19 protein-coding genes are annotated in these 16,314 nt (G+C 65.3%); 7 read left to right on the top strand and 12 right to left on the bottom strand.

Going from position 1 to position 16,314, the window contains the following annotated elements:
• Positions 1–31: 31 nt before the first annotated feature.
• Positions 32–379 carry a hypothetical protein gene (locus ACX80G_RS00235; protein ID WP_459304967.1) on the top strand — a complete coding sequence of 116 codons (348 nt, stop codon included), beginning with the start codon at positions 32–34 and terminating at the stop codon, positions 377–379.
• 33 nt (positions 380–412) lie between these two features.
• Here the strand turns inward: ACX80G_RS00235 and ACX80G_RS00230 are convergent, their stop codons facing one another.
• The 3 genes from ACX80G_RS00230 to trhA form a co-directional block, all read right to left on the bottom strand.
• Positions 413–919, bottom strand: coding sequence for an SRPBCC family protein (locus tag ACX80G_RS00230; RefSeq protein ID WP_459304966.1), 507 nt, complete (start codon positions 917–919; stop codon positions 413–415).
• Entirely contained in the window at positions 916–1,290 is a 375-nt protein-coding gene (locus ACX80G_RS00225; protein WP_459304965.1) for an ArsR/SmtB family transcription factor, read from the bottom strand. The genes ACX80G_RS00230 and ACX80G_RS00225 overlap by 4 nt, the downstream gene beginning before the upstream one ends.
• An 87-nt stretch (positions 1,291–1,377) precedes the next feature.
• Positions 1,378–2,034 (bottom strand): PAQR family membrane homeostasis protein TrhA, encoded by a 657-nt coding sequence (trhA, locus tag ACX80G_RS00220; RefSeq protein WP_459304964.1) that lies wholly within the window; start codon positions 2,032–2,034, stop codon positions 1,378–1,380.
• Positions 2,035–2,224: 190 nt separating this feature from the next.
• Here trhA and ACX80G_RS00215 point away from each other — a divergent pair, with 190 nt between their 5' ends.
• Both ACX80G_RS00215 and phoH2 read left to right on the top strand, forming a co-directional pair.
• On the top strand, positions 2,225–2,986 hold the full coding sequence (locus ACX80G_RS00215; RefSeq protein WP_459305335.1) for an isoprenyl transferase: 762 nt from the start codon (positions 2,225–2,227) through the stop codon (positions 2,984–2,986).
• A gap of 239 nt (positions 2,987–3,225) precedes the next feature.
• A complete protein-coding gene (gene phoH2 / locus ACX80G_RS00210) occupies positions 3,226–4,653 on the top strand; it encodes an RNA 5'-3' helicase PhoH2 (RefSeq protein WP_459304963.1) in 1,428 nt (475 codons plus the stop codon).
• Between the two features lie 32 nt (positions 4,654–4,685).
• Here the strand turns inward: phoH2 and ACX80G_RS00205 are convergent, their stop codons facing one another.
• Complete coding sequence (locus ACX80G_RS00205; RefSeq protein ID WP_459304962.1) at positions 4,686–5,429, bottom strand: hypothetical protein; 744 nt, start codon at positions 5,427–5,429, stop codon at positions 4,686–4,688.
• Positions 5,430–5,487: 58 nt separating this feature from the next.
• Between ACX80G_RS00205 and ACX80G_RS00200 the strand changes: the two genes are divergently transcribed.
• Together ACX80G_RS00200 and ACX80G_RS00195 are read left to right on the top strand one after the other, a co-directional pair.
• A complete protein-coding gene (locus tag ACX80G_RS00200) occupies positions 5,488–6,000 on the top strand; it encodes a prepilin peptidase (RefSeq protein ID WP_459304961.1) in 513 nt (170 codons plus the stop codon).
• A 4-nt stretch (positions 6,001–6,004) separates the two neighbouring features.
• A complete protein-coding gene (locus ACX80G_RS00195) occupies positions 6,005–6,475 on the top strand; it encodes an NUDIX hydrolase (RefSeq protein ID WP_459304960.1) in 471 nt (156 codons plus the stop codon).
• A gap of 25 nt (positions 6,476–6,500) precedes the next feature.
• Here the strand turns inward: ACX80G_RS00195 and ACX80G_RS00190 are convergent, their stop codons facing one another.
• The 6 genes from ACX80G_RS00190 to ACX80G_RS00165 form a co-directional block, all read right to left on the bottom strand.
• On the bottom strand, positions 6,501–6,704 hold the full coding sequence (locus ACX80G_RS00190) for a hypothetical protein (RefSeq protein WP_459304959.1): 204 nt from the start codon (positions 6,702–6,704) through the stop codon (positions 6,501–6,503).
• A gap of 163 nt (positions 6,705–6,867) precedes the next feature.
• Positions 6,868–7,575: a cation efflux transmembrane domain-containing protein gene (locus ACX80G_RS00185; RefSeq protein WP_459305334.1), complete on the bottom strand. Its 708-nt coding sequence runs from the start codon at positions 7,573–7,575 to the stop codon at positions 6,868–6,870.
• Positions 7,575–7,904, bottom strand: a complete 330-nt coding sequence (locus ACX80G_RS00180; protein ID WP_459304958.1) for an ArsR/SmtB family transcription factor — start codon at positions 7,902–7,904, stop codon at positions 7,575–7,577. Before ACX80G_RS00180 ends, ACX80G_RS00185 begins: the two co-directional genes overlap by 1 nt.
• A gap of 209 nt (positions 7,905–8,113) precedes the next feature.
• Complete coding sequence (locus tag ACX80G_RS00175; RefSeq protein WP_459304957.1) at positions 8,114–9,541, bottom strand: class II fumarate hydratase; 1,428 nt, start codon at positions 9,539–9,541, stop codon at positions 8,114–8,116.
• A gap of 22 nt (positions 9,542–9,563) precedes the next feature.
• Positions 9,564–10,178, bottom strand: a complete 615-nt coding sequence (locus ACX80G_RS00170) for a carbonic anhydrase (RefSeq protein ID WP_459304956.1) — start codon at positions 10,176–10,178, stop codon at positions 9,564–9,566.
• Positions 10,179–10,216: 38 nt separating this feature from the next.
• Positions 10,217–10,882, bottom strand: coding sequence for a DUF4245 domain-containing protein (locus ACX80G_RS00165; RefSeq protein WP_459304955.1), 666 nt, complete (start codon positions 10,880–10,882; stop codon positions 10,217–10,219).
• Between the two features lie 144 nt (positions 10,883–11,026).
• Between ACX80G_RS00165 and glpX the strand changes: the two genes are divergently transcribed.
• Complete coding sequence (gene glpX / locus ACX80G_RS00160) at positions 11,027–12,076, top strand: class II fructose-bisphosphatase (protein WP_459304954.1); 1,050 nt, start codon at positions 11,027–11,029, stop codon at positions 12,074–12,076.
• Between the two features lie 79 nt (positions 12,077–12,155).
• Positions 12,156–13,187 carry a lipid II:glycine glycyltransferase FemX gene (locus tag ACX80G_RS00155; protein ID WP_459304953.1) on the top strand — a complete coding sequence of 344 codons (1,032 nt, stop codon included), beginning with the start codon at positions 12,156–12,158 and terminating at the stop codon, positions 13,185–13,187.
• A gap of 1 nt (position 13,188) precedes the next feature.
• Here ACX80G_RS00155 and ACX80G_RS00150 read toward each other — a convergent pair whose 3' ends face one another.
• Positions 13,189–14,826 carry an ABC-F family ATP-binding cassette domain-containing protein gene (locus tag ACX80G_RS00150; RefSeq protein WP_459304952.1) on the bottom strand — a complete coding sequence of 546 codons (1,638 nt, stop codon included), beginning with the start codon at positions 14,824–14,826 and terminating at the stop codon, positions 13,189–13,191.
• A 220-nt stretch (positions 14,827–15,046) separates the two neighbouring features.
• Positions 15,047–16,312 carry a mannose-6-phosphate isomerase, class I gene (manA, locus tag ACX80G_RS00145; protein WP_459304951.1) on the bottom strand — a complete coding sequence of 422 codons (1,266 nt, stop codon included), beginning with the start codon at positions 16,310–16,312 and terminating at the stop codon, positions 15,047–15,049.
• Positions 16,313–16,314: the final 2 nt, after the last annotated feature.

Here is a 16,314-nt window from a genome sequence, read left to right as displayed (position 1 = left end):
TGCCCGCCGTTCCTTTTGAAAGTGGTGCATTGTGTCTTACCTGCTCAACCTGGTGTCCGCCGTGAGCCCCGCCCCCAATCAGGAGGACGGGCTCAGGCCGGGACTGGACCCCAGCCAGGTGACCCCTGGTCTGTGGGGGTTCATCTTCACGCTGGCGATGGTGGTGGCAGTGATCTTCCTGATCCGCGACATGTCGAAGCGGATCCGTCGGGTGCGCTACCAGGGAATGGTGGACGAGGCAGCCGCTGCGGACGCCGCCCAGGGCCAGGCGAACGACGGCGGCGCCCCCAGCCCGCGTCCCAACGCCGGTCGTGTCCCCGCCGATCGCGCGCCCAATGGTTCCGGCAGTGGCCCGGGGTCTCCTCCGGCCAACCACTGACCAGCTGCGGATAGCCCGACTGTAGCCGCAGCGTTACCAACCACTTAGGGCAATACAGCTAGGGGCAATCGAGGAAAGCAACTCTTCAAGCCGTTCGTAGCTCTCGGCCATCCCGCCCTCCATCCCTGAGGCCGCCATGCCGTCCCGTGCCTCCTGGGTGGGGTAGACCGCATGGCCGCTCAGCCTGCACCGGCCGTTGCCCAGGTCCTGGAAGGTGAGGAACTCGATGCTGACCACATCGGGGTACCCGCCGAATTCGAAGGTCTGGATGGCGAAGTCATTCTCCCTGACGGTGTGAAACACGCCGCTGAAGGTGTATGTGGCGCCGTCCGGACCTGTGTGCCTGTACTGGTAGCTTCCGCCGGTGCGGAAGTCGTAGTGATCAACCTCGATGGTGTTCCGGCGCGGTCCGAGCCACTGACCGATCAGGTGGGGCTGGGCGTGGGCCTGAAAAACGAGGTCGACGGGGAAGTCGAAGTCCCGCTCGAAGTCGATGAAGGGGGCGGCGTCCGGGACGGTGAGTGTCAATGCGTTACTCATGATGAATCCTTGGGGCTCTGGTGTTCCTGGTTGCCGCGCTCCGCGGCGGATAAGTGCAGCAGGGCATCGAGGCTGCGGAACTGACCCTCACGGACCAACCGGTACTGGTCAATCCAAGCGGTGAGCGCCTCAAGCCGAGCCGGGTTCAGGTGAACGGGCCGGCGCTGCGCATCGCGGGTACGCGTGACCAGCTGTGCCTGTTCAAGGACCTGGATATGCTTCGAGACCGCCTGCTTGGTGATTGCGAAGGGTTCAGCCAGTTCGTTGACCGTGGCAGGGCCCCGGCTGAGGTGGGCGATGATACGGCGCCGGACCGGGTCGGCGAGAGCCAGGAAGGCTCTGTCAAGAAGCGCATTGTCCGCGGCAGCCATCCTAATCAACTTTTCCTTTGATCAACCAACTGGTTGATTAACAATCTACTGCGTGCTGCGGCACGGGTCAAGGATTTTGAGGGTGGTTCAGGAGAGCGGGTTGAGCACGGCAATCATGATCGCGATGAAGTGAACGGTGAAGGCCGCGATGGTCAGGGTGTGAAAGAGTTCGTGGAAGCCGAACCAGTTCACGCTGAAGTTGGGGCGCTTCAGTGCGTAGAAGACCGCTCCGGCAATGTAAAGGGCGCCGCCAATACAGATCAGGACGGTCGCGGCGGCGCTTGCGGCGAAAAAGTCGGGGAGGTAGAACAGGGCACCCAGGCCAAGGGCCACGTAGACGGGTACATAGAGCCAGCGTGGAGCATTGACCCAAAGCACCCGAAAGAGCACTCCGGCAATCGCACCGGACCAAATCACCCAGAGCAGTACCGCGGCCTTATCGGGTTCCAGGAGTGCCCATGCCAGCGGGGTGTAGCTGCCGGCGATCACCAGCATGATGTTGGTGTGGTCAAGACGCTTCAGGACCACCCTGGTGCGGTCAGTCCAGGTGCCCGTGTGATACACGGCGCTGGTGCCAAAGAGCATCACCCCGGTGAGTGCGTAGATGGCCGAGGTGATTTTGCCGGCGGCGGTGGGCGCGACCGCAATCAGCACGATCCCGGCGGCCAGTGCCAACGGTGTCGCCCCTGCATGAAGCCAGCCGCGCAGCTTCGGTTTCAGGGCGCTTGGCGTGGTCGAGGTCATGCGCCAATTCTAGTCGGTTTTGGGCCCAAGTTACCGCCCGGTAGCGTGGCTCCGGCGGGGATACGGGAGAACCACCCAGACGCCGTCGGCGGAGCAACCGGTCCTTGGCGGTACCTTAGGAGTAGACCTATCCGGCGCCCCAGCTGGTGCAGCCGGAGTACCAGAGGAAGAAGGACAGGTGAATCACCCCGTGAAGTTCCCAGGATTCGCCTACAACTTCTATGAACGCCGGCTCCAGCGGTCCCTGAGCCCTGACCGGATTCCCCACCATATCGGCGTGATGGTCGACGGCAACCGGCGGTGGGCTAAGCTGGCCGGCGCGCCCACCCGGGACGGACATCAGGCTGGCGCCGACAAGATTCACGAATTTTTGGGTTGGTGCGAGGAGCTCGGCGTCGAGGTCGTTACCTTGTACATGCTGTCCACCGACAACATGGGCCGTTCCCCGGAGGAAATTGAGCAGCTCCTCGACATTATCGCCAATACTCTCGACCGGTTGGGGGAAAGCAACCGGGTAAGGGTACAGCCGGTGGGCGCCCTTGAATTGTTGCCCGACAACCTGGCCGACAAGCTGTGTTCCCTTGCCACCCACACCAAGGGGATCGACGGCCTCCACGTGAACGTCGCGGTCGGTTACGGCGGGCGCCGGGAAATCGTTGATGCGGTCAAGGAATTGATGCGCGCAGCGGCGTCGAAAGGCGGTTCCCTCGAGGGCGTCGCCGAAGGGCTCACCGACCAGCAGATCTCCTCCTTCCTGTACACCCGCGGGCAACCGGACCCGGACCTGGTCATTCGTACCTCGGGCGAGCAACGCCTGTCGGGGTTCCTCATGTGGCAGAGCGCGTACAGCGAGTTCTACTTTTGTGAGGCTCTCTGGCCCGATTTCCGCCGGGTGGATTTCCTGCGCGCGCTGCGCGATTACGGACGGCGGCAGCGGCGTTTCGGCGGCTAGAAGTTAACGGCGAATTCTTCTTCGACACGCCGCACCGGGTCCCCTCAACGCGGTCGTCGAGCGTATTCTCGACTCCATCAGGAGGCACCCATGCCGACTGATCGGGAGGCTACCGATGCAGCGAACAGTGCAGACCAGCACCGCGCGACGTCAGGGGAGGCCGTGCCAGGCCTCGCGGCCTCACTGTCTTACCCAACCATCACAAGTCGGGGACGGCACGCCCCGCCAGTGGAGTCCACATGGCCATATCTGACACACCACAGCGTTCATTCGACTCAGGCCACACCCTCCCCCCAACAGCCACCCACGAGGCCCGCACCAGCACGGATGACGACGTGATCCTTGCCGAGGCGGGCCTTTCGTCTGTCGAGAGCCTCGGTAGTCGAAGCTACGTCATCGACACGTCGGTTCTGCTTTCGGATCCGCTCGCCATCACCCGGTTCGCCGAGCATGAGGTGATCCTGCCGATCATCGTGATCAGCGAGTTGGAGGCCAAACGTGACGACCCCGAGTTGGGGTACTTCGCCCGCAAGGCGTTGCGTCTCCTCGACGACCTGCGGGTGCAACACGACGGGCTCAACCGGGCGGTCCCTCTCGGGGAAGAGGGCGGAACGCTGCGGGTCGAGCTGAACCACATTTCGCCGGCGGTGCTACCTCCCGGGTTCAGGGGCGGTGACAACGACTCCCGGATCCTCGCCGTCGCCAAGAATCTTTCGGACGAGGGCCGGAACGTCACGGTGGTCTCAAAGGACCTGCCGATGCGGGTCAAGGCGTCGGCGATGGGCCTGAAGGCTGACGAGTACCGCAACGAACTGGTCAAGGACTCGGGGTGGACCGGCGTCGCCGAACTCGACGTCGCCGAAGACGACGTCAATACGTTGTACGACCACCAACCGGTGTTCCTTCCTGAAGCCGCCGAAATGCCAGCCAACACCGGTCTGGTGATGCATTCCCTCCGGGGGTCGGCACTTGGCCGGGTAGGGGCCGACAAGCAGGTGCGGCTGGTGCGGGGTGACCGGGACGTCTTTGGACTCCATGGCAGGTCCGCCGAGCAGCGGCTGGCGATTGACCTGTTGATGGACCCCGAGGTGGGGATCGTGTCGCTGGGCGGCCGCGCGGGCACCGGGAAGTCGGCGCTGGCGCTGTGCGCCGGGCTGGAGGCCGTCCTGGAACGTCGCGAGCACCGGAAAGTGGTGGTCTTCAGGCCGCTCTACGCAGTCGGCGGCCAGGAACTCGGCTATCTCCCGGGCAGCGAGAGCGAGAAGATGAATCCGTGGGCCCAGGCCGTCTTTGACACACTGGGAGCGCTGGTGTCGCAGGAAGTGGTGGAGGAGGTAATGGATCGCGGGATGCTCGAGGTGATGCCCCTGACCCACATCAGGGGTCGTAGCCTGCACGATTCGTTTGTCATTGTCGACGAGGCCCAGTCGTTGGAGAAGAACGTGCTGCTCACGGTGATGAGCCGGATCGGCCTGAACTCGAAGATCGTGCTCACCCACGATGTTGCCCAGCGCGACAACCTGCGGGTGGGGCGCCACGATGGGATCGCCGCAGTGGTCGAGACACTGAAAGGCCACCCCCTGTTCGGTCACATCACCCTGACCAGGTCAGAGCGGTCTCCCATCGCCGCGCTCGTTACCGAACTTCTGGAGGGCGCCGAAATTTAGGTGCGTCGCGGTTGGGGGCGGTGCGCTGAGGGTCAGGACACATTCCACGGAATGTGGGAGCCGACGTTGGTCGGGTCCATCCCGGAGTCCACGAAATGGTCGTCGACCATATACTCGTCGACCCCCAGGATGCGCACCCAGTGCCCGCCCCCGGCGAACGGCCCGTCCAGGGCAAGGGTGGACACGCAGATGCCCGTACCCACATCCACGGTGACCTCGGTGCGGCCGCGTCCAATCAGGGGATGGCCGGGAGCGAACGGCTTGTAGGAGAGGTTGGGGGTGGCAACCGCGCGGAGGACCGGCCGGCCCTGGAAGGTCTCCTCGACAACATTTTCCAGCTCCACACGGTTGGCGAAAGGGGTCTCAAAGGCGACGGGTGACTCCCCGGCGAACTCGACCGGGTCCAGCATCGCCGCCCACCGCGGGTCCCCGAACGCTGGCTCACCATATGCGGCATCCGGTCGCCGGAGCACGAAGCCGACGTCGTTGTACACCGGGGTGATGAGCCGGGGCGCGAGCAGCCAGGACTTCCGGGTGGCGCTCACATAGAGGGCGTCCCGTGAGCCTGCCGTGCCGGTGGTGCTGTGGAGGAGCACACCGTCGTCGTCCTCAACCCGGAGGGCCGCCGGTCGACGCAGCCAGGCCTTGAGCGGCCGGGTATCTCCCTCGGGGCGGCGCCAGGCCACAGCGAAGCGCAGGGTCTCCCATTTCCAGGGCGAGGACCTGCAGAGCGACCGGAAGGTGGCTGCTGGTGTTCCGCTGTGTGTTGCCGACATATCCACAGTGTAACCGCCGCCATTGGAGCACCAGCGGGGGTCAACTACCGTTGATCCCATGACCGACATCCTCGTCAGGTATCTCGCGGACAGCCCGGTGGCCGCGGTGCTCGTTGTGCTGGCGCTGGCCGCCTTCGGGGTGGCCGGCGTGTGGCTGGGCGTCATTGACATCCGGAGTCACCTGCTGCCGAACCGGATCATCTTCCCGGCCTACCCGGTTGCCGGGCTGCTGCTCGGGGTGGCCGCCCTGCTGGCCGGGGACGGAGCCAGGGTGCTCACTATGATTGGGGGAGCAGTAGTGCTCTGGCTGGCGTACTTCCTGATGCGCGCGCTATATCCCGCGGGGATGGGATTCGGCGACGTGAAGCTCGCCGGCCTGCTGGGGCTCTACCTGGGGTTCGTCGGCTGGAGCCAGCTGCTGTGGGCGACGATTGCCGCGTTCGGGCTTGGTGCGCTCTGGGGGCTCATTCTGATCGGTTCTCGTCGTGGCACGCTCACGTCGGCGATTCCGTTCGGTCCGGTCATGATTGCGGGGGCCGCGCTCGGGATGGCCCTGCCCTCGCTAGGCTGAACCCATGCCCATCCCCGACTTCATTCTGTCCCTCCGCAGGAAAATTGGACACGAGCCGCTCTGGCTTCCCGGCGTCGGCGGTGTGGTGCTCGACGACGACGGCCGGGTGCTGCTGGGGAAGCGCACCGACAACGGGCAATGGACGGTCATCACCGGCATCCTGGAGCCGGGCGAGGAACCGGGGCCCGGCATTGTGCGCGAAATCTTCGAGGAGACCGGCGTGACGGCGCGGGTCGAGCACCTGATCCGGGTGGAGGTGGTGGGGCCGGTCACCTTCCCCAACGGGGACGTGTGCACCTTCCTCAACACCGACTTCAGCTGCCGGTATGTGGCGGGTGTTGCATGCGTGAACGACGACGAATCCACCGACGTCGGCTGGTTCACCCTGGACGAGCTCCCGGAGCTGAACGACAGACACCGGCAGCTCGTCGAGTCTGCGCTCGCCGCCGACGGCGTGCCGCACTTCGTTCGTTAGCTGGCGTGCACGCGTCCGCAATCGATCAGGACTGGACGCTGAGCCTTTGAATAAACTCGTCAGCCTGGGCCAGGTTACGGGCCATCTTGGCCCGTTGGTTCACGGCTCCCTCCAGGAACCCAGCCAACCTGCCACCCATACCTGAGGTGTCAGGTGTTGCCAGGAGGCTGAGTATGTCGGCCATTTCCTCAAGGGAGAATTCCAGAGGCTTCATCTGCTTGATGACCATGAGACGGTCAAAATCCTCTTCCGAGAACACGCCAAATCCACCCTCTGTGAACCCCGGGGCTGCGGGAAGCGCCTGGGTTCACCCCCTGTTTGGCGTGGTCATGCCACGACGCGGGCGAAGGCAGGTGAATTTTCGCAGATCCGCGAGCCGATTGAGGGAGTGATCAGGGGCAGCAGGAGCAGTCAGCTACTGTGACTGTTTCGGGCGTCTCGTCGGTATCGGCGCGGCCCAGTGGGTTAACGCAACAGGCATCACCCTTCCACGCTTCCCGGCCTTCCTTGACCGCCCAGAACGCGATGACCAATGCGGCGATCGGATCCGCCCACGACCAACCAAAAAGGGAATTCAGGAGGAGTCCGGCCAGCAACACCCCGGAAAGGTAGGAGCACAGCAGCGTTTGTCTGGAATCCGCGACCGCTGACTTTGACCCGAGCTCGCGGCCGGCACGGCGTTGAAGGTAGGACAGCAAAGGCATGATCCCCAGGCTCACCGCCGCAAGTGCGATCCCGACAGTTGAGTGGTCAGCTTCCGCCCCGACAGTGAGGGCGCGGACCGCGTCGAACCCAACGAAGAGGGCCATCGCGAAGAAGGAGAATGCGATCACCCGCAGCGCGGTTTTCTCGCGTCTTCCGGGATCCTTGGCGGAGAACTGCCAGGCCACCGCTACGGCGGATGCCACCTCGACAATTGAGTCGAGGCCGAACGCGATCAGGGCCCCGGAGGACGCTGCTGTTCCGGCAGTGATCGCCACCCCGGCTTCAATGACGTTGTAGGTGATCGTTGCGGCAACGAAGAGGCGGATGCGACGCGAAAGCTTTGCCCGACGGGCCGAATTGGGCCAGTTGGCAGCAGGGGGCTCCGGCAGACTAATCAGCAGCACCCTTCAGCGGGGTTGTTCATACAATGCTCCGGATCGGTAGTCAACACCACTGCCAGCAGGGCGGTGAGGGCACTGTCCAGTTTTGAATCCGCCAGCTCATAGCGTGCCCGGCGTCCCTCCGGAACGGCCACCACCAAACCACATCCCCGCAAACAGGCCAGGTGATTGGAGAGACCCTGTCGGCTCACCCCCAGCGTGTCTGCGAGGTCGCTCGGGTAAGCCGGAGCGTCCCGCAGCGCGAGTAGGATCCTGGACCGGGTCGGATCGGACAGCGCATGACCGAACCTGGACAGCACCAAAGAATGTACGGGTAGCTCCATCACCCCATAGTACAGCTTTCAGTGAATCCACAACGGGCTGTACTATACGGGAGCCTGAAAGGGACGTTTACCGGATACATCCGCGGGAGGTGGACCGACGAGCTGGCGACGCGTGGGAAACCAGTAACGCTCGCCGAGCCAGAGTTGGGCCGACCGTCTAACTCTGCACAAGCCTTTCCTGAACCACGGCGGCTACTGCGCCTGGGTACCTACTGTGGCGGGCGGGTCATGGACAGCACGTCGAGGGATTCATCGAGCTGCTGCTCAGTGAGTTCTCCGCGCTCAACGAACCCGAGGGCGACGACTGCTTCCCTGACCGTCAGCCCCTCGGCGACAGCCTTCTTGGCGATCTTCGCCGCATTCTCGTAGCCGATGTACTTGTTCAGCGGGGTGACGATCGAGGGGGAAGCCTCGGCCAGGAACCTCGCCCGCTCCTCGTTGGCGGTAATCCCGTCAATCATCTTGTCGGCCATCACCCGGGTGGAGGTGCTGAGCAGCCGCACTGATTCCAGCACGTTGCGGGCGATGACGGGGATGCCGACGTTCAGCTCGAAGGCACCGTTGGTTCCCGAGATGGCCACGGTGGCGTCATTGCCCATCACCTGGGCGCACACCATGATGACCGCTTCGCAGATGACCGGGTTGACCTTGCCCGGCATGATGGACGAACCCGGCTGCAGATCGGGCAGGGCAATCTCGCCGAGACCGGTGTTGGGGCCGGAACCGAGCCAGCGCAGGTCATTGTTGATTTTGGTCAGGGACACGGCGATGGTGCGCAGCATCCCCGACACCTCGACCAGGCCGTCGCGGTTCGCCTGGGCCTCAAAATGGTCGCGGGCCTCGGTCAGGGGCAGTCCGGTGTCGCTGGCCAGCAACTCGATGACCCGAGCCGGGAACCCTGCCGGCGTGTTGATGCCGGTGCCGACGGCGGTGCCGCCTAACGGCACCTCGGCGACCCGGGGGAGGGAGGCTGTGATGCGTTCGACGCCGTATCGAATCTGGGCGGCGTATCCGCCGAATTCCTGGCCCAGGGTGACCGGTGTGGCATCCATCAGGTGGGTGCGACCTGATTTCACTACACTCTTGAACTCGTCGGCTTTGCGCTCAAGGGACGCCGCCAAATGTTCGAGGGCTGGGATGAGGTCCTTGGTCAGCGCGGACGCCGCAGCGACGTGGACCGACGTCGGGAAGACGTCGTTGGAGGATTGGGAGGCGTTGACGTGATCGTTCGGGTGGACCGAGGTTTCGCTGCCGGCGGCGGTCAGGGCCCGGCTGGCCAGCGTAGCGATGACCTCGTTGATGTTCATGTTCGACGACGTGCCGGAGCCCGTCTGGTAGATGTCGACCGGGAAATCGCCGTCGTACAGTCCCTGCGCCACCTCTTCGGCCGCAGCCTCAATCGCGCGGGCCCGCTCACCGTCGAGCACCCCCAGTTCGGCGTTGGCCGTGGCGGCGGCCTTCTTGATCCGGGCCAGCGCCTCGATGTGCGCCCGCTCCAGACGGGTGCCGGAGATCGGGAAGTTCTCCACTGCGCGCTGCGTCTGCGCCCGGTACAGGGCGTTGACCGGAACCCGGACCTCACCCATCGTGTCGTGTTCGATACGGAAGTCGGCGTCGGATCCAGGCGTGTGAGTCATGCGCCAATTCTTGCTGGTGGGGCTACGAGGCGCCAAATCCGGAGACGATTTCGGCTGTGCCGTCCTGCAGCCGGTAGGTGACGCCTATCACAGCAGTTGAACCCTGCTCGACGGCGTCGGCGATGACCCGCGAGGAATCAACCATGCGCTTGGAGGTCTGCTTGATGTGCTCAACGACGGTGGCGTTGAGGTCGGTGACTCCGTTGCGCCGGGAGGTGAGGACCGACGGAGTGATCCGCTCCACCAGTTCACGCAGGAAGCCTACGGGCATCACTCCGGAGTCGAGCGCGTTGATCGTTGCGGAGACAGCCCCGCAGCGGTCATGTCCAAGCACCACGATCAGCGGGACGTTCAACACGCTGACACTGAATTCAAGGGATCCCAGGACGGCGTCATCGATCACCTGACCCGCGGTGCGCACCACGAACACATCCCCGAGGCCGAGGTCGAAAATGATCTCCGCTGCCAGCCGGGAATCCGAACAACCGAAGATGACGGCGAAGGGGTGCTGGGTGTCGACCAGCGAGGCGCGGTGCAGGGCGTCCTGATTGGGGTGCGACGATTCCCCGGAAACGAACCGCAGGTTTCCTTCGCGGAGTCGCTGCCAGGCCTGGGCAGGAGTCGATTGGTTGTCCACGGGCCCACCTTACGCCGGTTTAGTCCCGTTGCCGGAGCCTATGACGCAGCGAGTTCCTCGAGGATCGCGGTGCCCAGCACATCGAACTCGGCGAGATCGGCTGTCCCGTTGAGGATCAGGGTGAAGTCATCGACCTCAGTGGTCAGGAATGAGTCTCCCGATGAACTATCCAATAACTCCCAGTCAACGGTTTTGATGGTGCGTTGCCCGGAGACCTGGGCGTCGTCGAGCCGCAGGGCCGTCCACGTGGGGTTGGCGCTGTCGGTCTGGGTGAGCTGGATGAACTGCCGTTCAGGGGTGAGGTAGCCTACCTCCCAGAACGGTACGCCGTCGCTGCCCCCAGCGTTCCAGCGAGCGAAGTTTGAGGTCCAGCCCGCCGGAACCTCCGGCGCCAACGGAGTGTACCCGGCAATTTCAGCAGCCTCGGCCGAGACGTTCTGCACGTCGATGTCCCGAGCGTAGGTCTCCGCAGTGTGGGTGGGATTCAGGAGTAGGACCGGCAGGACCAGCCCAAACGTGGCGGCAATCGCGATCAGCATGCCGATGACTGTCGAATTGGCCCGCTTTGCCTGCTTCGGGGTCAGGACCGGCGTCACCTGCGGCTCGGAGCCGGGCTGTTGGCCGGTGTCGCTCTGCTCGCCGGTCGCCGGACGCGGCTCGCCGTCGACGGGTCTTTCTGATGATCCGGGCTGGAGGTTGCTCACCCCTCCATTTTCCACCACACCCGGGGCGCCCACCTAAACGGGCCCCGCCCGCCCACATCGTTCCGTGCATGAGGGCCACTATGATGGGGCGCAGGGGATTAGTCCCACAGCTTTCGCCAGCAATGGCACAGCACCGCTTCGACGATGAGGATTGACGTGTCCAATACCGCCAAATCAGCCCAGTATGCAACGCTCTCCCGCTCACTGGCGGTCGGCGACGACGAGCCGGACCGCAATCTGGCGCTGGAGCTGGTCCGCGTCACCGAGGCCGCAGCCATCGCCGGCGGGCACTGGGTCGGATACGGCGACAAGAACAAGGCCGACGGCGCGGCAGTCGACGCCATGCGCTCGCTGCTGTCGACGGTCCACTTCAACGGCGTCGTGGTCATCGGTGAGGGCGAGAAGGACGAGGCTCCAATGCTGTACAACGGCGAACGGGTCGGTGACGGCAGCGGACCTGAATGCGACGTCGCCGTGGACCCCATTGATGGCACCCGCCTGGCGGCCCTGGGCATCAACAACGCCATCGCAGTCCTCGCCGTCGCCGAGCGCGGAACCATGTTTGATCCGTCGGCTGTCTTTTACATGGAGAAACTCGTGACCGGTCCCGAGGCAGCCGACATGGTTGACCTGCGCCTCCCGGTCAAGCAGAACCTGCACCTGATCGCCAAGGCCAAGGGCAAGTCGGTCAACCAGGTCACGGTGATGATCCTCGACCGCGACCGCCACCGTCCCCTGGTCGACGAGATCCGTGCCGCCGGTGCGCGCACCAAGTTCATCATGGACGGCGACGTCGCCGGGGCCATCGCTGCCGCCCGCGAGGGCACCGACGTAGACGCCCTGATGGGGATCGGTGGCACCCCGGAGGGAATCGTCGCGGCCTGCGCCATCAAATCCCTGGGCGGTGTCATCCAGGGCAGGCTGTGGCCCACCAGCGACGAGGAAAAGCAGAAAGCGATCGACGCCGGCCACGATCTCGACCGGGTGATGTCCACCTCCGACCTGGTCACTAGCGACAACTGCTACTTCGCGGCGACCGGCATCACCGACGGCGACCTGGTCCGCGGGGTGCGTTACAACAAGGGCACCGTGCGCACCCAGTCCATCGTGATGAGGTCCAAGTCCGGGACCATCCGCGTGGTTGACGGCGAGCACCAGGCCCACAAATGGGAAAGCTATGCCCGCCTGAAGTAGCCCGCCTGACATAGCGGTGCACGAAGCGCTGCACAGAGGTCGCCGAAGGTGGCCCGCGATCAACGCTAGGGTTGGGTGCATGACCCTTACTGTTGTGCAGTGCACCGACGAGTCCCGCTGGGACGCCGCCGTCAACGCCTTGCGGGGGCACCCCCAGCAGCTCTGGGGCTGGGGCAAAACCAAGGCCTCCCACGGCTGGAGCGTCGACCGGGTCCTGGTCCAGGACGATGGCGTCCTCGTGGGCTGCGCGCAGGTGCTACTCCGGAAGCTGCCCTTGCCGTTCCGTGCGTTGGCCTACTGTCCGCGCGGTCCCCACACCGCATCCGGGCGCGAGGCCGAGGTGCTGCGGGCGCTTGAGGTTTACGTCCGCCAGGCACACCGCGCGGTGGCGTTGAGCATTGAACCGGACTGGGAAACAACCACCGCCGCGGTGTCGGCGCTCGCCCCCGCCGGGTGGCGCAGCACCGGGAACACCATCCTGATTGGCCGGACCCTCATCCTCGACCTCACCCACACCGAGGACGAGCTGCTGGCCGAGATGAGCAAAAAGCACCGCCAGTACATCAGGAAATCCGGTCGGGAGGACCTCGACTACCGCGAGGTGACCCGTTCCGAGCTGACCCAATGTCTTGGAGTGTACCGGCAGACGGCTGAGCGGGCCGGGTTCGGCATCCACGAGGACCGCTACTACCTGGACATCTTCGACAATCTCGGCGCTGCGTCGCCGGTGTTCGCCGCGTTCAAGGGCGACGACGTCGTCGCGTTCCTGTGGCTGTCGACCAGTGCTCACACGGTCTTCGAGCTCTATGGCGGAATGACCGCCGAGGGCGAACAGCTACGGGCCAACTACGCCTTGAAGTGGCTGGCCGTCCAAGCGATGAAGGAACGCGGCGCAGTGCGCTACGACTTCAATGGGCTACTGAACGACGGCGTCTCGAAGTTCAAGATGGGCTGGGCAAAACACGAAAACCAGTTGGCTGGCACCTGGGATAAACCCCTCTCGCCGCTGTACCCGCTGTATTCCCGCGCCATGCCCCTGGCCCGCGACGGGCTGAGGTTCGCCCAGAACACTGTCGCGAAGCTGAGGTCGAAGGTGCCCGGGCGGTCCTAGGTCAGCTGGCGCTGACCCGTCCACCCTCAACGCTCCAACGCATGTCCAGCCGCACATTTTCGAGCAGACGGCGGTCATGCGAGACCAGGAGCAGGGCGCCGTCGTAGTTCTCCAGCGCCTCTTCCAGCTGCTCAATCGCGGGCAGGTCGAGGTGGTTGGTCGGCTCGTCAAGCACCAGCAGGTTCACTCCCCGGACCTGCAAAAGTGCCAGCGCGGCGCGGGTGCGCTCGCCGGGGGAGAGGCTGCCCACCGGCCCGCTGACCTGATCGGCTTTGAGCCCAAACTTGGCGAGCAATGTGCGGACCTCGGCCCGGTTCAGGCTGGGCACCAGCGCCTCGAATGAATCACCGAGCGGTTCGGTCTCCGCAAACACGCCGCGGGCCTGATCGATTTCCCCGACGGCGACACTTGCGCCGAGCCCCGCCCCGCCGTCGTCGGGCACCAACTGGCCCAGCAGCAGGGCGAGCAGGGTGGACTTCCCCGCGCCGTTAGGTCCGGTAATCCCGATCCGGTCACCTGCGTTGATCTGCAGGGACACCGGGCCGAGCGTGAAAGCGCCCCGCCTGACCGTCGCCCCGTTCAGGGTAGCGACCACCGAACTGGACCTCGGGGCGGCGCCGATGCTGAACTGGAGTTGCCATTCCTTGCGCGGTTCGGCAACCTCATCGAGGCGTGAAATCCGCGACTCCATCTGTCTGACCTTCTGCGCCTGCTTCTCGGAGGATTCCATGCTGGCCCGGCGCCGGATCTTGTCATTGTCGGGAGCCTTTTTCATCGCATTCCTGACACCCTGGGAGCTCCACTCCCGCTGGGTCCGGGCACGGCCGACCAGATCCGCTTTCTTGTCGGCAAACTCCTCGTACGCCTCCCGGGCATGGCGCTTCGCCACAGCCCGCTCCTCGAGGAACGCGTCATACCCGCCGTCGTACACGGCAACGCTGCGCTGCGCCAGATCGAGTTCCACCACCGTAGTGATGCAGCGGGCCAGGAACTCGCGGTCGTGCGACACCAGGACGACGCCGCCGCGCAGGCTCCGCACAAACTCCTCAAGACGGTTCAGACCGGCCAGATCTAGGTCATTGGTGGGCTCATCCAGCAGGACGATCTCGAACCGGCTCAGCAGCAGCGCGGCGAGGGCAACCCTGGCCGCCTGGCCGCCCGACAGCCCGGTCATCGCGGTGTCCAGGCCCAGCGTCAGCCCGAGTTCAGCCAGGACGGGCGGGATACGGTCGACAAGATCGGCTGCCCCGCACGCCATCCAGTGGTCCAGCGCCGTCCCATAGGCGTCGTTGGCGGCGCTGGTGCCTGAGGCCAGCGCTTCGGCTGCGGCCTCCATCGCCGCGGTGGCCGCGGTCGTCCCCGTGTGGCGGCCGAGGTAGCCCTCGATCGTCTCGTCGGGCAGCCGGTCCTGTTCCTGCGGTAGCCAGCCGACAAACGCGTCGGCGGGGGTGGTGGTCACGGAGCCGCCCAGCGGAGTATCGGCGCCGGCGAGGAGCCTGAGCAGGGTCGACTTGCCAGCACCGTTGGCGCCAACGACGCCGACGACGTCGCCCGGCGCCACGGTCAGGTTCAAGCCGGAGAAGAGGGTGCGGTGGGCGTGACCTCCAGAGAGGTCCTTCGCCACGAGGGAAGCAGTCACCCGTCTATCTTAGGGAAACCCGGCGGAGGCACGGACCACCGGTGTGACCCGCCGGTGTGAGGCAAAGCAGTGGCGGGGGTGAGTGTCGGCCGCAGAGTAGTGGCCAAGGTGGAAACACTTGGTTGGGCAACCACTCATTTGCGGGCCAGCTACTTTTCTGGGCCGGGACGCCGGAGGGCCGGGACGCCGGAACGCCGGGCCGGGGCGTGCCGCCGGGGGGTCAGCCGGCGAGGGTTACCGCGAACGCGAGGGCGCCGTCGTCGTCCTGGTCGGACTCGGGGCCGGTACCGGCGGCAAGCTTGACCATGACTGGAGCCTCATTGGCTGGAACGAAGGCGCTGCAGCCGCGCGGCACCAGGAGGTCGCCGCGGGGAGAGTCGAGGACGATGCTGCCGGCGACGGCAAGGACTAGGACCGGCCCGTTCTGGGCCAACGGTACGTCGGACGACGCCATCGACCCCGATCCGGAGCGCAGCTCGAGGCGCTGCAGGGCGAACTCGTCGAAGGGCGGGCAGTACAGTTCCTGGCCTAGCCCGGTGTGGCGTGCCGCGACCGCCGGCACTGTCACCGCCTCGAAAGTCACCGTATTCACCAGTTCCGGCACGTCGATGTGCTTGGGTGTGAGCCCGCCACGCAGCACATTGTCCGACGACGCCATCACCTCAATCCCCAGACCACTCAGATAGGCGTGGATGATCCCGGCGGGCAGGTAGATGGCCTGGCCCGGACTCAACGACACCCGGTTCAACAACAGGGACACCAGCACCCCGGGATCGGCGGGGTAATGCTCGGTCAACTCGCGGACCGTCGCCGCCTCTGGACCGGGTGCGGTCGCGAGGGTTGCGGCAACCAGCTCCGCCGCCTGCGCCGCAGCTTCCCCACCGGTCAGCAGGCGGGTGAAGGCGCCACGCAGTGCCGCGCGCGGGTCTGAATCACGGAGGTCAGCCACGACGTCGGTCAGCAGTTGGGGGACACTGGCTCCCGAGGCCTGGACAGCCGCTACCAGCTGCTCAAACACCGCCGCCGCTTCGGGTGCCGGCCGGAACCCGCACAACGCTTCGAACGTGGTGAGCGCGAAGATCATTTCCGGCTTGTGGGACCCGTCACGGTAATTCCGGTGGGGAGCATCAGCGGGAAGCCCGGCAGCGTTTTCGGCGTCGAACCCTGCCCTTGCCTGGGAGCTGCTCGGATGCACCTGCAGGGACAGCGGCGCTGCGGCAGCGAGTACCTTCAGCAGGAACGGCAGCCGTGCACCGAAGTGCTGTACCGCTGAGGCACCGAGCGTCCGCACCGGATCGGAGGCGATCAGGTGGTCGAGGTTTACGCGGGTGCCGTCGTCGAGCACGGCCCGCGACGGGGAGTCCGGGTGGGCGCCCATCCACAGTTCTGCTTCGGGGCCGCCGGACGGAACCCGGCCGAGAAGTTCGGCAATCGCGGTTTCGGATCCCCAGGCGTAGGGCCGCAGGGTGTTCTCCAGCAGATACATGG

The sequence above is a fragment of the Arthrobacter glycogeni genome (assembly GCF_054510815.1).
Note: the sequence above shows the minus strand (reverse complement) of the source record. Positions and strands in the feature narration are given on the sequence as shown.

Excerpts from the sequence above, each read along its gene's own strand:
- ACX80G_RS00225 (WP_459304965.1), bottom strand. The coding sequence starts at position 1,290 with ATGGCTGCCGCGGACAATGCGCTTCTTGACAGAGCCTTCCTGGCTCTC.
- ACX80G_RS00180 (WP_459304958.1), bottom strand. The coding sequence starts at position 7,904 with ATGGAGCTACCCGTACATTCTTTGGTGCTGTCCAGGTTCGGTCATGCG.
- trhA (WP_459304964.1), bottom strand. The coding sequence starts at position 2,034 with ATGACCTCGACCACGCCAAGCGCCCTGAAACCGAAGCTGCGCGGCTGG.
- ACX80G_RS00200 (WP_459304961.1), top strand. The coding sequence starts at position 5,488 with ATGACCGACATCCTCGTCAGGTATCTCGCGGACAGCCCGGTGGCCGCG.
- manA (WP_459304951.1), bottom strand. The coding sequence starts at position 16,312 with ATGTATCTGCTGGAGAACACCCTGCGGCCCTACGCCTGGGGATCCGAA.
- ACX80G_RS00205 (WP_459304962.1), bottom strand. The coding sequence starts at position 5,429 with ATGTCGGCAACACACAGCGGAACACCAGCAGCCACCTTCCGGTCGCTC.
- phoH2 (WP_459304963.1), top strand. The coding sequence starts at position 3,226 with ATGGCCATATCTGACACACCACAGCGTTCATTCGACTCAGGCCACACC.
- ACX80G_RS00175 (WP_459304957.1), bottom strand. The coding sequence starts at position 9,541 with ATGACTCACACGCCTGGATCCGACGCCGACTTCCGTATCGAACACGAC.
- ACX80G_RS00195 (WP_459304960.1), top strand. The coding sequence starts at position 6,005 with ATGCCCATCCCCGACTTCATTCTGTCCCTCCGCAGGAAAATTGGACAC.
- ACX80G_RS00190 (WP_459304959.1), bottom strand. The coding sequence starts at position 6,704 with ATGGTCATCAAGCAGATGAAGCCTCTGGAATTCTCCCTTGAGGAAATG.
- ACX80G_RS00155 (WP_459304953.1), top strand. The coding sequence starts at position 12,156 with ATGACCCTTACTGTTGTGCAGTGCACCGACGAGTCCCGCTGGGACGCC.
- glpX (WP_459304954.1), top strand. The coding sequence starts at position 11,027 with ATGAGGATTGACGTGTCCAATACCGCCAAATCAGCCCAGTATGCAACG.
- ACX80G_RS00230 (WP_459304966.1), bottom strand. The coding sequence starts at position 919 with ATGAGTAACGCATTGACACTCACCGTCCCGGACGCCGCCCCCTTCATC.